Origin of the sequence: Streptomyces sp. S3(2020) (assembly GCF_013044505.1) — a bacterium.
In the GTDB taxonomy this organism is placed as follows: domain Bacteria; phylum Actinomycetota; class Actinomycetes; order Streptomycetales; family Streptomycetaceae; genus Streptomyces.
Window position 1 is genome coordinate 1 of sequence record NZ_JABERD010000246.1, and the last position, 13,505, is coordinate 13,505.

12 protein-coding genes and 2 pseudogenes are annotated in these 13,505 nt (G+C 69.9%); 7 read left to right on the top strand and 7 right to left on the bottom strand.

Features of this window, described 5'->3' with window-relative positions; translation table 11 throughout:
- Nucleotides 1–229: pseudogene (locus tag HLK59_RS42695) on the bottom strand (ATP-binding protein); the annotation flags it as partial.
- Nucleotides 230–341: 112 nt separating this feature from the next.
- Between HLK59_RS42695 and HLK59_RS42700 the strand changes: the two are divergent.
- Together HLK59_RS42700 and HLK59_RS42705 are read left to right on the top strand one after the other, a co-directional pair.
- A complete protein-coding gene (locus HLK59_RS42700) occupies nt 342–1,175 on the top strand; it encodes a Scr1 family TA system antitoxin-like transcriptional regulator (protein ID WP_171147065.1) in 834 nt (277 codons plus the stop codon).
- Nucleotides 1,150–1,344: a DUF397 domain-containing protein gene (locus HLK59_RS42705; protein ID WP_171147054.1), complete on the top strand. Its 195-nt coding sequence runs from the start codon at nt 1,150–1,152 to the stop codon at nt 1,342–1,344. Before HLK59_RS42700 ends, HLK59_RS42705 begins: the two co-directional genes overlap by 26 nt.
- Nucleotides 1,345–1,480: 136 nt before the next feature.
- Here the strand turns inward: HLK59_RS42705 and HLK59_RS42710 are convergent, their stop codons facing one another.
- A complete protein-coding gene (locus HLK59_RS42710) occupies nt 1,481–2,650 on the bottom strand; it encodes a steroid 3-ketoacyl-CoA thiolase (RefSeq protein WP_171147055.1) in 1,170 nt (389 codons plus the stop codon).
- 225 nt (nt 2,651–2,875) lie between these two features.
- Between HLK59_RS42710 and HLK59_RS42715 the strand changes: the two genes are divergently transcribed.
- Entirely contained in the window at nt 2,876–4,111 is a 1,236-nt protein-coding gene (locus HLK59_RS42715; protein ID WP_171147056.1) for a cytochrome P450, read from the top strand.
- Between the two features lie 118 nt (nt 4,112–4,229).
- Here HLK59_RS42715 and HLK59_RS42720 read toward each other — a convergent pair whose 3' ends face one another.
- On the bottom strand, nt 4,230–6,272 hold the full coding sequence (locus HLK59_RS42720; protein WP_171147057.1) for a bifunctional glycosyltransferase 87/phosphatase PAP2 family protein: 2,043 nt from the start codon (nt 6,270–6,272) through the stop codon (nt 4,230–4,232).
- Nucleotides 6,273–6,555: 283 nt separating this feature from the next.
- Between HLK59_RS42720 and HLK59_RS42725 the strand changes: the two genes are divergently transcribed.
- Both HLK59_RS42725 and HLK59_RS42730 read left to right on the top strand, forming a co-directional pair.
- Nucleotides 6,556–7,698 (top strand): DUF2330 domain-containing protein, encoded by a 1,143-nt coding sequence (locus HLK59_RS42725; RefSeq protein ID WP_171147058.1) that lies wholly within the window; start codon nt 6,556–6,558, stop codon nt 7,696–7,698.
- Between the two features lie 22 nt (nt 7,699–7,720).
- Entirely contained in the window at nt 7,721–8,401 is a 681-nt protein-coding gene (locus tag HLK59_RS42730; protein WP_171147059.1) for an O-methyltransferase, read from the top strand.
- Between the two features lie 33 nt (nt 8,402–8,434).
- Here HLK59_RS42730 and HLK59_RS42735 read toward each other — a convergent pair whose 3' ends face one another.
- Nucleotides 8,435–8,827 carry an FHA domain-containing protein gene (locus HLK59_RS42735; RefSeq protein ID WP_171147060.1) on the bottom strand — a complete coding sequence of 131 codons (393 nt, stop codon included), beginning with the start codon at nt 8,825–8,827 and terminating at the stop codon, nt 8,435–8,437.
- Nucleotides 8,828–8,931: 104 nt separating this feature from the next.
- Here HLK59_RS42735 and HLK59_RS42740 point away from each other — a divergent pair, with 104 nt between their 5' ends.
- Entirely contained in the window at nt 8,932–9,375 is a 444-nt protein-coding gene (locus HLK59_RS42740) for a DUF1992 domain-containing protein (protein WP_171147061.1), read from the top strand.
- On the opposite strand, the gene HLK59_RS42745 is transcribed toward HLK59_RS42740, so the two are convergent.
- The 3 genes from HLK59_RS42745 to HLK59_RS42755 form a co-directional block, all read right to left on the bottom strand.
- Complete coding sequence (locus HLK59_RS42745) at nt 9,361–9,933, bottom strand: hypothetical protein (RefSeq protein ID WP_171147062.1); 573 nt, start codon at nt 9,931–9,933, stop codon at nt 9,361–9,363. The genes HLK59_RS42740 and HLK59_RS42745 overlap by 15 nt on opposite strands.
- 5 nt (nt 9,934–9,938) lie before the next feature.
- On the bottom strand, nt 9,939–10,604 hold the full coding sequence (locus tag HLK59_RS42750) for a hypothetical protein (protein ID WP_171147063.1): 666 nt from the start codon (nt 10,602–10,604) through the stop codon (nt 9,939–9,941).
- Nucleotides 10,605–10,711: 107 nt separating this feature from the next.
- Nucleotides 10,712–12,793, bottom strand: coding sequence for an MDR family MFS transporter (locus HLK59_RS42755; protein WP_171147064.1), 2,082 nt, complete (start codon nt 12,791–12,793; stop codon nt 10,712–10,714).
- A gap of 160 nt (nt 12,794–12,953) precedes the next feature.
- Between HLK59_RS42755 and HLK59_RS51610 the strand changes: the two are divergent.
- A pseudogene (locus HLK59_RS51610) lies at nt 12,954–13,505 on the top strand (peptidoglycan-binding protein); the annotation flags it as partial.

A 13,505-nucleotide genomic window follows, 5' to 3' on the forward strand; every position in this document is an offset into this window, starting at 1 on the left:
GCACGGGCCGTTGCGCACTCCCGTCGCTCACCTCCACCCGCACCCCCGCCGTTCTCAGCACGACCACCTGACACCGCCGGTCCGGAACATGCCGTACGACATTGGCCACCAGCTCCGTCACGCCCAGCTCCACGGCGTCGGTCAGCTCGGCCAGTTCCCACTCGGCGAGCAACGAGCGGACGATACGGCGGATGTGACGGACCGAGTGCTCGCCGACGGTGAGGCTCATGCGGTAGTGCGTGGTGGGGGGAAAGTATGTGTTCACGGGACGAGCCTGAACTGGCGCGACTACGCTGGGCTACAGGCTGGAAACAACCTGTTCTGAAGTGGGGGCACACTTCGTGGCGCACATCAACGTCCTTGACCCGGGGGCCTCACCTCTCGACTACTACGGTTTCGAGTTGCGGCGCCTGCGGGAGGCGGCGGGGCTGAGCCAGAAACAGCTCGGCGACATCCTCAACTACACCGGCTCACTGATCGGCCAGATCGAGACGGCGAGGAAGGTGCCGACGCCGGAGTTCAGCGTGCGGGCGGATGCGGCGCTGGGATCGGACGGCTTACTCACGCGGCTCGTGGAGCTGGTGCTGCGGAGTCAACTTCCGGCCTGGTTCAGGCAGGTGGCGGAGCTGGAGGCGCGGGCGACGGAGATCTGTACGTTCCAGACCCACATGATCCATGGGCTCCTGCAGACCGCCACCTACGTACGCGGAGTGCTCGGCGCACTCGACCAGAACGACCTCGACGACCGCACCGCCGTACGGCTGGCCCGTCAGCGCATCTTCGAGAAGGCGGAGCCGCCCGTCTGCTGGGTGGTCGTCAGCGAGGCCGCTCTTTACCAGGAGATCGGCGACCGGGAAACCATGCGCGGCCAACTGACCCACCTGTTGGCGTTCGAGCACAGCCCTCGAATCAACATCCAGGTACTGCCGTTCTCGGCAGGATCACACGCGGGTCTCCAAGGCTCATTCACCCTCTTCCGCTTCGCGAGCGATCCGACCATCGTCTACACCGAGGGCTACAGCAGCGGGCATCCCACCGCGAACCCGGACACCGTCAAGGACTGCTCGCTCCGTTACGATCATCTGCGGGCCGCCGCGCTCTCCTTGAAGGACTCGGCGGAGCTGATCCGGCGAGTGATGGAGGAACGCTATGGAGAGCAAGACGGAGTGGCGTAAGTCCAGCTACAGCGGCGACCAGGGCGGCGAGTGCGTAGAAATCGCCGACGCACCCCCCACCATCGCCATCCGCGACTCAAAGACCCCCGCAGGCCCGATCCTCACCATCGCCCCCGCCGCGTTCCACCACTTCGTCTGCTGGAGCGGCAGCGTCACGACTGAGGTCTGACACCCCCCGCCTTCGCCGCCTGGTGCTCTCTCCACTCCTTACGGAAGAAGTACGCACGCAGGCCGGCGACGGCGAGGAACAGAAGCCCGAAGCCACCCCTGTCCACGTGATCAGGTCACGTCAATGCCTGTCGAGCCTATATCCGCTGGATGATCGTGCCGGTGGCGAGGCCGCCCCCCGCGCACATCGTCACCAGCGCGAACTCCTTGTCCGCACGCTCCAGTTCATGAAGCGCGGTGGCGATGAGACGGGCGCCGGTCGCGCCCACCGGGTGGCCGAGCGCGATCGCCCCGCCGTTCACGTTCACCTTCTCCAGGTCCTGTTCGAAGACCTGCGCCCAGCTCAACACCACGGACGCGAAAGCCTCGTTGATCTCGACGAGGTCGATGTCCTTGAGGGACATCCCGGCCTTGCCCAGCACCGCGCGCGTCGCGTCGATCGGTCCGTCGAGGTGGAAGTGCGGGTCGGCGCCGACGAGTGCCTGGGCGACGATCCGCGCCCGGGGCCGCAGCTTCAGGGCGCGGGCCATCCGTTTCGACGCCCACATGATGGCCGCCGCGCCGTCGCTGATCTGGGACGAGTTGCCGGCCGTGTGGATGGCGGTGGGCATGACGGACTTCAGGCCCGCCAGGGCCTCCATGGAGGTGTCGCGCAGGCCCTCGTCCCGGTCCACCAGCCGCCACATGCCCTGTCCGGCGTGCTGCTCGTCCTCGGTCGTCGGCACCTGCACGGCGAACGTCTCGCGCTTGAAGCGTTCCTCGCTCCAGGCGACAGCGGCCCGCTCCTGCGAGATGAGGCCGAGCGCGTCGACGTTCTCGCGGGTCAGTCCGCGATGGCGGGCGATCCGCTCGGCCGCCTCGAACTGGTTGGGCAGGTCCACGTTCCACTCGTCGGGGAAGGGCTTGCCCGGCCCGTGCTTGGAGCCGGACCCGAGCGGCACCCGCGACATCGCCTCGACGCCGCAGGAGATACCGACGTCGATGACGCCCGCCGCGATCAGGTTCGCCGTCATGTGCGAGGCCTGCTGCGAGGAGCCGCACTGGCAGTCGACGGTCGTCGCCGCCGTCTCGTACGGCAGACCCATGGTGAGCCAGGCCGTGCGGGCGGGGTTCATGGACTGTTCGCCGGCGTGGGTCACCGTGCCGCCGACGATCTGCTCGACGCAGTCGGCGGGGATGCCGGTGCGGCCGAGGAGTTCACGGTAGGTCTCGCCCAGAAGGTAGGCGGGGTGGAGGTTGGCGAGCGCGCCACCGCGCCTGCCGATGGGGGTGCGTACGGCTTCGACGATCACGGGTTCCGCGGCCATGAAAAGGAGTTCCTCTCCTGCGTACCCGCGCGGCGCGGGGGCGTCCCGGCCCGGCCCGCCACGCGGAACTAGTACGTGTTCTAGTTCCAAAGGCAGTCTGCTGACAGGGAGTCCATCGCCGCAAGAGTCGTGCACGCCTCTTGCTACTTCTAGAACCGGTTACTACGTTCACGACACGAACTGATGGACCGTCAGAAGTCTGCCGGAACACGGCTGGAGCTGCCCATGACCTGTCCCGCGCTCCCCGACGGGTTCGACCTCACCGACCCCGACATGCTGCAACAGCGCGTACCGCTACCGGAGTTCGCCGAACTGCGCCGGACGGAACCGGTCCACTGGATCGCCCAGGCGGGCAACGTCGCCGGATTCCAGGACGAGGGCTACTGGGCCGTCACCCGGCACGAGGACGTCAAGTTCGTCTCCACGCACCCGGAGATCTTCTCCTCGATGCTCAACACGGCGATCATCCGCTTCAACGAGCGCATCGAGCGCGACGCCATCGACGCCCAGCGGCTGATCATCCTCAACATGGACCCGCCGGAGCACACCCGGGTCCGCCAGATCGTCCAGCGCGGTTTCACCCCGCGCTCGATCCGGGCGTTGGAGGACACCCTGCGCGCCAGGGCCCAGGGCATCGTCCAGAACGCCCTCGCCCAGGAGGGCTCCTTCGACTTCGTCACCCAGGTCGCCTGCGAACTCCCCCTCCAGGCCATCGCCGAGCTGATCGGCATCCCGCAGGAGGACCGCCTCAAGATCTTCGAGTGGTCGAACCGGATGATCTCGTACGACGACCCCGAGTACGCCATCACCGAGGAGGTCGGCCAGGAGGCGGCGATGGAGGTCATCGCCTACGCCATGAACATGGCCGCCGACCGCAAGAAGTGCCCGGCGAAGGACATCGTCACCACGCTGGTGGCGGCGGAGGACGAAGGCAACCTGGGCTCGGACGAGTTCGGCATGTTCGTCCTCGCGCTGGCGGTCGCGGGCAACGAGACCACCCGCAACGCGATCAGCCACGGCATGCACGCCTTCCTGACCCACCCCGACCAGTGGGAGCTCTTCAAACGCGAACGCCCGGTGACGACGGCGGAGGAGATCGTCCGCTGGGCGACCCCGGTGGTCAGCTTCCAGCGCACGGCGACGCAGGACACCGAACTGGGCGGCAAGAAGATCAAGGCGGGCGACCGGGTCGGCATCTTCTACGCCTCGGCCAACCACGACCCGGACGTCTTCGAGAACCCGGACACCTTCGACATCACCCGCGACCCCAACCCCCACCTCGGCTTCGGAGGCGGCGGCCCGCACTTCTGCCTCGGCAAGTCCCTGGCGGTCCTGGAGATCAACCTGATCTTCAACGCCATCGCCGACGCCATGCCCGGCCTCCATCTGACCGGCGACCCCCGCCGGCTGCGCTCCGCGTGGATCAACGGCGTGAAGGAACTCCAGGTGAGCGTGGGCTGACACCACACATGGACTGACCCCCACTACTCGGGCCGGCGGCTTCCCGGCGCCGTCGGCCCGTCTCCGTCCTCGAACCCGCGCAGCCCGCGCAGCCTTCGCCCAGCCTCCACGCCGCGGCCTACGCCACCGGCTCCAACTCCCCTGCTGCCCGGCTGCCCTTGGCCTGCCGCACGACCAACCGCGCCCGCGGCCCCTGCAACAGATAGGTCAGCCCGAAGCCGCCGCCCACCACCAGCGCGCCGCCCACCGCGTCCAGCACCCAGTGGTTGCCGGTCGCCACGATCGCCGTCACCGTGAACAGCGGGTGCAGCAGGCCCAGGGCTTTGAGCCACCACTTCGGGGCGACGAGCGCGATGACCAGACCGCACCACAGCGACCAGCCGAAGTGCAGGGACGGCATCGCCGCGTACTGGTTGGTCAGGGCGGTCAGGGTGCCGTAGTCCGGCTTGGAGAAGTCCTGCACACCGTGGACCGTGTCGATGACGCCCAGCGACGGCATGAGCCGGGGCGGGGCCAACGGGTAGAGCCAGAAGCCGACCAGGGCCAGCAGGGTCGTGAAGCCCAGCGCCGAGCGGGCCCAGCGGTAGTCGACCGGGCGGCGCCAGTACAGGACCGCCAGCACCGACAGCGGCACCACGAAGTGGAAGGACGTGTAGTAGAAGTCGAAGAACTCGCGCAGCCATCCGACCTTGACCACCGCGTGGTTGGCCCAGTGCTCGATGTCGATGTGCAGCCGGCGCTCGATGTCGAGGATCTGCTGCCCGTGCGCCTCGGCCCGCGCCCGGCCCTCCGAGTTGCTGCCGCCCGTCGCCGCCAGCCGCACCTTCTGGTACGCCGCGTACGTCACCCGGATCAGCAGCAGTTCGAGGAGCAGGTTCGGGCGGGTCAGCACCCGCTGGAGGAACGGCAGCAGCGGCACGCGCCCGAAGCGGGCCGGGACCGGTTCGGCGTACCGCGCGGGGACCGGGGCCCCGTAGTACGGCGAGGTGCGGGACAGGAAGGGGATCACCGTGGCCGCCGCGAACGCCGCCAGCAGCACGACGTTGTCGCGCAGCGGGTAGAGCACCGACATGTTCGGCAGGATCATCTTCGCCGGCAGCGTCATCACCAGGATCACCGCGACCGGCCACACATACCGGTCCGACGCGCGCTTGCCGACCCGGCCGACCAGGGCGAGCAGCACCCACAGCAACTGGTGCTGCCAGCTCGTCGGCGAGACCAGGACCGCCGCGCAGCCCGTGATCGCGACCGCGAGCAGCAACTGCCCGTCGCGGGCGTAGTGCACGGCCCGGCGCAGGGCGAGCGCCGCCACCGCCGCGCCCAGCACGAGGAACAGCACGATCTCCAGCGGCCCGGACAGACCCGCCCGCAGCAGCAGGCCGTGCAGCGACTGGTTGGCGAGACCGTCCGCCGCACCGCCGAGCCCCGTGCCCGCCACGTGGTGGACCCAGTAGGTGTACGAGTCGTGCGGCATCGCCAGCCACGCGAGCGCCGTGCACGCAGCGAAGGTCGCGCCGGCCGACAGCCCGGCCCGGCGCCGCCCCGTCAGCCACAGCAGCGGCGCGAACAGCAGCACCGTCGGCTGGAGCGCGGCCGCCACCCCGATCAGCAGCCCGCCCGCCCGCTCACCGCGGACGACGAAGCAGCCCAGCAGGACCAGGAGCACCGGCATGATGCTCGTCTGGCCCAGGTACAGCGTGTTGCGGACCGGCAGCGACAGCATCAGCAGGCTGATCGCGACCGGCGCGGCCAGCAGAGCCGTACGTCTGTTCACCGGCTGAGGAAGCGCACGCGCGGCGACAAGGCCGAGAGCGGCGACCAACAGCAGCGTGCCGAAGGTCCATCCCCAGCCGAGCGCCTGTTCGGCGGCACGTGTCAACGGCTTGAGAACAAGCCCCCCGAAAGGGGTACCGGTGAACAGGGTCGAGTCGTAGAGCGAGCCCTTCACATGGAGGACCCCGTCCGGACCGACCCAGGTCTCCAGATAGGTCAGCCGCTCCCCGTCGGGGGTGCTCAGGAAGACGGCCACCTGCCGGACGGCGAGTATGGCGGCGATCAGCCACAGTCCCAGGCGGGCCACCCGCAGGCGCGCTCTCGCCGAATCAGCGGCTGTCGCTCCGAACGCTTCCGCGGTGTGCCCGCTGTGTTTCGCATTCGCCACGCCTCGTAGGCCTCCCGCCCGGTTTCTCACGCATTGGGAGCGTGAGGGCCATTTCGCGAACCTTGTTCAAGGCTCGCATCACCCCCCGGAGAGAGACGCAGGCACCCCCGGTTCACCTGACGTCCGTCCTGCTTTTGTCCGAATGACGATAGTCCGCACCCGGTCGCCCCGCTTCGCCGGGCGCGACGTGGATCACTTACGGCACCGCGCGGAACGGAACCGTATGCTCCCGCCGTACTACCGTCTGAAGCCGTCGACGGTACGGCGGAGGGGTCTGGGGGAAATGGTCGGTTTCCTACGAGGGCGGGCGCGTCGGCGCGTGCTCGCGGTCGTTCTGGCATTACTCGCCACCCAGATCGGCTCGCTCGTCGCCCCGGCCTACGCGTGCGGCTGCGGCGCCCTGATCCCGGACACCGCCCGGCGGGTGGGCGTCTCGCGCGAGGTGTCCGTCGTGCGCTGGGACGGCTCGCAGGAACAGATCGTGATGCGGCTGACGGTGGACGGCGACAGCGACCGGGCCGCCTGGGTCATGCCGGTACCCCGCAGGGCGACCGTCAAGCTCGGCGATCCGGTCCTCTTCGACGAGTTGGACGCGGCGAGCGCTCCGGTGCACCGCACGCGCTACCACTTCTGGCCCCAGGACGGCGACTGGCCGCTCGTCTCCGGCGGGGGCGGCCCCGACACCGGCGCGCCACCACCGGGCGCCGGGATCGGCGCCGAGCCGCCCGTGGGGGTGGTCGGCCGCCAGAAGCTCGGCCCCTTCGACGTGGCCCGGCTGACCGCGACCGACCCGGACGCGCTGGGCAGCTGGCTCAACACCAACGGCTTCGCCCTCCCGCCCCGCCTCACCACCGCCCTCCAGCCCTATGTCCGCAACCGCTGGGAGTACGTGGCGGTGCGGCTGGCCCCCGAGACCTCCGGCAGCGCCCTGAGCGGCGCCCTGGACCCACTCCACCTCACGTTCTCCGCCGACGAGCCGGTCTACCCGATGCGCCTGTCCCGGCTCGCGCAGACCCCGCAGTCGCTGGGCCTGTACGTCCTCGCCCCGCACCGCATGGAGCCCGCCTCCGAGATCGGCGGGGAGCGGCCCCGGGTCACCTTCGCCGGCCGGGTGACCGCGAAGTCCGGCCCGCTCGCCGAACTGGCGCAGGGCACACCGTTCCTGACCGCCGTCGGCCAGGAGTTCCCGACCCCGTCCCTGATCGACGGCGACCACGTGCTGCGCCGGGCGGCGTCCGACACCACGTTCCAGCAGGTGATCTACGAGGACCGGCTGCGGAAGGTGGCCGGGATCCCGGCATGGCTGCTGACGGTCGTCGGCGGTCTCGCACTGGTCGTCACGGCCACGGCCCTGCTCGCCGTACGACGCTCCCGGCGCCCGGTGATCCCGCCGAAGCCGCTCCAGCCACCCCCACCAGTCAATTAGCCCTATGAAAGGCACAGGTCGCATGAGCGAGTCGAAGGTCTGGAACGACGTCGACGACTACTTCACCGCCCAGCTCGCACCCGACGACGAGGGACTGACCGCCGCCCTGCGCGCCAGCGAGGAGGCCGGACTCCCGCAGATCGCCATCAGCGGGACACAGGGCAAGCTCCTCCAGCTGCTCGCCCAGATCCAGGGCGCCAGGAACATCCTGGAGATCGGCACCCTCGGCGGCTACAGCACCATCTGGCTGGCCCGCGCACTGCCCGCCGACGGCCGCCTGGTCTCCCTGGAGTACAGCGCCCGGCACGCCGAGGTCGCCACCGGCAACATCACGCGGGCCGGCCTCGACAAGATCGTCGAGATCCGTGTCGGCCCGGCCCTGGACTCGCTGTCCCGGCTGGCCGAGGAGTCCGGCGAGAACGCGGCCCCCTTCGACCTCGTCTTCATCGACGCCGACAAGGCCAACAACCCGCACTACCTGGAGTGGGCGCTGAAGCTCACCCGCGCGGGCAGCCTGATCATCGTCGACAACGTCGTGCGCGAGGGCCGCGTCGCCGACGCCGGCAGCACCACCCCGGACGTCATCGGGACCCGGGCCGCGATCGAACTGATCGGCTCCCACCCGAGGTTGAGCGGCACGGCGATCCAGACGGTGGGCGGCAAGGGCTACGACGGCTTCGCGCTGGCGCGAGTGCTGTCGTAGCCCGATGCGAGGCCGCCGCGGGGGCTGTGAAGGTCAAGCCTCGTGGTAGAAACCCACGTTGACGGTACGGGGGGCGGTGCGGTCCCGGATGACGATCTCGCCGTTGCCGCCCCTGGGCAGCGGGACGCTCCCGCCGTAGACGAGCGGCTGCGCGTACTGGCCGACCACCAGGTGCACCTCCGAGGACGGTTCGGGCTGCGAGCCCTGGAGCCAGGTGACCTGCCAGCCGCCCTCGGGGCCGCACAGGAACTCCAGATGGACCCGGGAGACGAACAGCCAGTCGTCGGGCGTCGAGAGACGGCACACGGACTTGTCTCGGCCGACTCGCAGCACGGCGCCCGGATCACTGGGCGCGTCGGCCATCTGCATGCCGGCCGTGGCACCCTCCTCCGCCGCGGCTACGGCGGCCATGGTGAGTTCGAGCACGTGCGCTCCCTTGTGCAGTTGCTGAAATGTCTCTGTGCAATTGTGCTTGCACAGCGGCCGCATGATAAATCGCCCGGCCATTCCGCGTCCGGCACAATGGACTCATGACCGAGCGAAAGCCACCTGGCGTCCCGTTCGAGTCCTGGGTCGACAAGCAGATCCAAGACGCGCAGGGCCGCGGCGACTTCGACCGACTCCCCGGCGTGGGCGAGCCCTTGCCCGCCGGTCTCGACACCCCTTACGACGAACTCTGGTGGATCAGGCGCAAGATGGCCCGCGAGGGTCTCGCCGTGCTGCCGCCCGCCCTGGCGCTGCGCAAGGAGGCCGAGGACACCCTCGCCGCGGCGCTCGCGGCACCCTCGGAGCGGATCGTCCGGAAACTGATCACGGACGTCAACGTCAAGATCCGCGAGATGATGTTCAGGCCGCCGCCCGGCCCTCCGCTCGGAAAGAAGCCGTACGACGTCGAGGACGTCGTACGGCAGTGGCGGGAGCGCCCCGCGGCGGCGGGTGGGACGGGTGAGGCCGGTGGGTCAGAGGTGCAGTAGCCGGTCCGTCAGCTCGCGGTAGTCGCGCAGGGCGAGGCGGAGCTGTTCGGTGTCACCGGCGTTCCCGTGCTTGTCCGCGCCGTCCTGCCAGGAGGTGCGCAGGGTGCGGCGGCGCCGGGTCAGGGCGTCGGTGACGCGGGAGGCTACCTCCTCCATCACGTGGTCGGCCTCCTCGACGGCGTTGCGGGGCTCGTCGACGAACCCGGCGACCGCGTGCTGGAGTCGCAGCGAGAGCTTGTCGGACTCGTCGTGCGGGATCAGCCGACCGCGGTGGGAGCCCTCGCCGTGGCCCGCCTTGGACTCCGCCGAGGCCGTGGACGTCTTGGTCCCGGACTCCTGGCCCTGGCCTTGGCCTTGGGCCGCCGCTTCGTGCCCGGTGGAACCTGCGACCAGGGGAGACCCCGAGCCGCGGCGCTCCGTGGGAGGGGCGCTCTCCTCGCCCTGGGGGCTCTTCGGCCGGCCGTCCGTCCCGTGGGCACGTCCTGCCGGGCCGACGCCCGTCGTCTTCTCGCCGTGCCGTGCGCCGTCGGCGCCCTGGCCGGTCGTCGCGTCCGTCATGTCACTCAACTCCCCTTCGCGTGACGCCGGGTGGAAGCCCACGGCAGATGGCCGCGGCTGTCGGTACGGGCGGGCCGGCTCCCGCCGTCGGACTCCTCGTGCCGGCCGCTGTGGCCGTCATGGCCGTTGTGGCCCACCAGGTCCTCGAACAGGGACCGGGCCTCGACCATGGCCTCGCGCATCTCCTCGGTGCCGGCGCTTTCCTTCCCGCCCGGTCGGGCGGCGTGGTGCACACGCCGGTAGCCGTGCACATGGTCGGCGTGGTGCACGGACAGTGCGGCGAGCTGCTCGTCGTACTGCCCGCCGTCCGGGAACCCCTTGGCTCCGGCGAGGTCGGCGAGCAGCCGGTCCGCCTCGGCCACGGCCTCCCGCGGCGAATCGACGAAGCGCTCCTGGGCTGCCGTCCAGCGGGCCTCGTACTGCTGACGCTGCGCCGGTTCCAGCGGACGCTCGCGCAGCGAACCGTGCCGTTCGACACGTTCGGCGAGCTCCCGCTCGGCAGCCTGCGGGTCCCCGTCGTGCCGGGCCACGACCCGGTCGTACTCGGGCCCGAAGCGCCGCTTCAGACTCCGGCCGCGCCGCGGCCCCCCGGTACGCCGGGCCAGTACGGCCGCCACGGCGATGACGGCCGCAACGATCACGATCAGAGCGATGATCAGACCTGTTGACATGGCTACCGGGTAGCCCCGAAGAGGCTCCTCAAACCGCCGGTATTTCGCGGGAGTACTACACGGCGGCTCAAGCGCTCAAGGGCTCAGTGCCTCAGTGCCTCAGTCACTCAGCTGAAGCGTTTCGACGAGCCGTTGTGGGGTTGTTCTCGGTCCGAGCCGCAGAGTTCGTTGTTGAGGTCCTTCACGAGGCGGTCCAGGTCCGTCGGGCGGTCCGGGCCCCACCAGTCGCCGAGGAGCTCCGCCAGGGACTCCTCGCGGGCCCGGGCGAGACGGTCGGCGACCTCGTGGCCGGTGTCGGTCAGGACGAGTTCGAGGCCCTCGCGCCGGGCCAGGCTCCGTTCCTCGACCTGGCGGGCGGCGGCCATGATGACGTGCAGCGGCACGGAGCTGCGTTCGGCGAGCACGGCCGGCTCCGTCCAGCCGTACTTCTTGACCCGCAGCAGCAGCCAGCTCGCGCCCGGCAGCAGGTCGTACCCCGCCCGTTCGGTGATCTTCCGGTAGATCTCCCGCCGCCCCTCCCGCGTACCGAGCACCGACAGCGCCCGGCACACCTCGTCGTACGACGACCGCTCCACCGGATTGCTGGCCAGCGTCTCGGTGAGGTCCGGCGCCGTGACCGACCCGCGCAGCGGGTCCTCCTTGAGGAACCAGGCCAGCACGAAGCCGAGGAGCGCGACGGGCGCGGCGTACAGGAAGACATCGGTGATGGACGACGCGTACGCGTGCACCGCGGACGGCTGGAGCGCCCCCGGCAGCTCCGAGATGCCACGCGGGTCGGACTCCAGCGCGTCCACCGAGGCGCCCGGCGGGAGTTCGGTGCCACGGAACGCCGCGGTGAGCTTGTCGCCGAGGCGGTTGGCGAAGACCGTGCCGAAGATGGCGACGCCGAACGAGGCGCCGATGGACCGGAAGAAGGTCGCGCCGGAGGTGGCGACGCCCAGATCCTCGTACGAGACCGCGTTCTGCACGATGAGGACCAGTACCTGCATCACCAGGCCGAGGCCCAGACCGAACACGAAGAAGTACGTGCTCATCTCCGCGGTCGAGCTGTTCTCGTCCAGCCGGTGGAGGAGCAGCAGACCGAGGGTGGTGACGCCGGTGCCCGCGACCGGGAACACCTTCCAGCGTCCGGTACGGCTGACGATCTGCCCGGACCCGGTCGACGCCAGCAGCATTCCGGCCACCATCGGCAACATGTGCACCCCGGACATGGTCGGGGTGACGCCCTGCACGACCTGGAGGAACGTCGGCAGGTACGTCATCGCGCCGAACATCGCGAAGCCGACGATGAAGCTGATGATCGCGGAGAGCGTGAAGGTGCGGATGCGGAAGAGCTTGAGCGGGAGGACGGGTTCGGCCGCTCTCCGTTCCACGGCGACGAAGGCCACGCCGAGGACGACGCCGAGCACCGCCAGGCCGATGATCTGCGGCGAGCCCCAGCCCCAGGTGGTGCCGCCGAGGGACGCCACGAGCACCAGGCAGGTGGCGACGGCGGCGATCAGGAAGGTGCCGAGATAGTCGATGACGTGCCGCGTCGCCTTGCGCGGGGTGCGCAGCGCGGTGGCGATGACGGCGAGGGCGACGACGCCGACGGGGAGGTTGATGTAGAAGACCCAGCGCCAGCTGAGATGCTCGGTGAACAGCCCGCCGAGGAGCGGTCCGAGAACGCTGGTCGCCCCGAACACCGCGCCGAACAGCCCCTGGTACCGCCCGCGTTCGCGCGGCGAGACGATGTCCCCGACGATCGCCATCGACAGCACCATGAGGCCGCCGCCGCCGAGACCCTGGAGAGCGCGGAAGGCGATCAGCTGGGGCATGTTCTGCGCCATGCCGCACAGCGCCGAGCCGATCAGGAAGATCACGATCGCGGTCTGGAACAGCTTTTTCCGGCCGTACTGGTCGCCGAGCTTGCCCCACAGCGGGGTCGCCGCGGTCGAGGCGAGCAGATACGCGGTGACCACCCATGACAGGTGCTCCAGGCCGCCGAGGTCGCTGACGATCGTGGGCAGCGCGGTGGAGACGATGGTCTGGTCCAGGGCCGCGAGGAGCATTCCGAGGAGCAGGGCGCCGATCGAGACGAGGACGTTGCCGGACACGTGGGGGTCCTGGGCCTGACCTCGTGCCGCGCCTTGTGTGCCGTCGTCCGGGTCTCGCACATCACCCGTCATACCGTCCGCGTCCGCGGCCATGAAGACCTCCCGTCGGTCTCGTTACGTCTCCATCGTGGTCGGTGTGACCGTTTATGGCCTGTTGAGTCCTGGTGGAAGCCGGTATTCCGGGGGCTTATGGGGCGGGAGTGTGGAGGGGGTCTGCATAATCTCTGGAGTTCGCGAGGGGAGGGACGAACACATGACGCAATCGAACGGTCATCTGTGCCCGGAGTGCGGGGCACCGAGAGGGGCCGACAACACGCCGTCGTGCGCGTGCACACAACGGGCGTCCGACGCCCTGCGCGATGCGCGTACCGCGGAGGCGGCCGCGGCGGAGGACTTCGACCCGCTGCGGATACGTCCCTACGTGGAGCTGGAGGGCGAGCCGTCGACCGGGGCTCCCGCCGGGGCGGACGTGACGATGCCGCTACGGCCGATACCGGGGCCGATAGCGGGGCCGGCGCCCAGCACGAGAGACCTGAACCTGTTCGAGGGCTCGCCAAGGGAAGACGACGCCGACCTCGCCGACCTGGACGACGAACCGCGCCGCCGTCCCCGCCGCACGGTCCTGCTGGGCGCCGGCCCCGCTATCGGCCCCGGTATCGGCCGAAGCGGCATCGTCACGTCCGCCCCGGCGGGAGCCCCGGTCGACGGCCCGCCCTCCAGCTCCGGTCTCTTATACACACCTGACGCCGCCGACGGAGAGGCGAGGGTAGATGCGGGGGGTGGCCGGATGAAGAAAAAAAAAAAA

What these genes read in the sequence shown, in the direction of transcription:
- HLK59_RS42755 (WP_171147064.1), bottom strand. Translation starts at nt 12,793, where the DNA reads ATGGCCGCGGACGCGGACGGTATGACGGGTGATGTGCGAGACCCGGAC.
- HLK59_RS42715 (WP_171147056.1), top strand. Translation starts at nt 2,876, where the DNA reads ATGACCTGTCCCGCGCTCCCCGACGGGTTCGACCTCACCGACCCCGAC.
- HLK59_RS42750 (WP_171147063.1), bottom strand. Translation starts at nt 10,604, where the DNA reads ATGTCAACAGGTCTGATCATCGCTCTGATCGTGATCGTTGCGGCCGTC.
- HLK59_RS42730 (WP_171147059.1), top strand. Translation starts at nt 7,721, where the DNA reads ATGAGCGAGTCGAAGGTCTGGAACGACGTCGACGACTACTTCACCGCC.
- HLK59_RS42740 (WP_171147061.1), top strand. Translation starts at nt 8,932, where the DNA reads ATGACCGAGCGAAAGCCACCTGGCGTCCCGTTCGAGTCCTGGGTCGAC.
- HLK59_RS42725 (WP_171147058.1), top strand. Translation starts at nt 6,556, where the DNA reads ATGGTCGGTTTCCTACGAGGGCGGGCGCGTCGGCGCGTGCTCGCGGTC.
- HLK59_RS42745 (WP_171147062.1), bottom strand. Translation starts at nt 9,933, where the DNA reads ATGACGGACGCGACGACCGGCCAGGGCGCCGACGGCGCACGGCACGGC.
- HLK59_RS42710 (WP_171147055.1), bottom strand. Translation starts at nt 2,650, where the DNA reads ATGGCCGCGGAACCCGTGATCGTCGAAGCCGTACGCACCCCCATCGGC.
- HLK59_RS42705 (WP_171147054.1), top strand. Translation starts at nt 1,150, where the DNA reads ATGGAGAGCAAGACGGAGTGGCGTAAGTCCAGCTACAGCGGCGACCAG.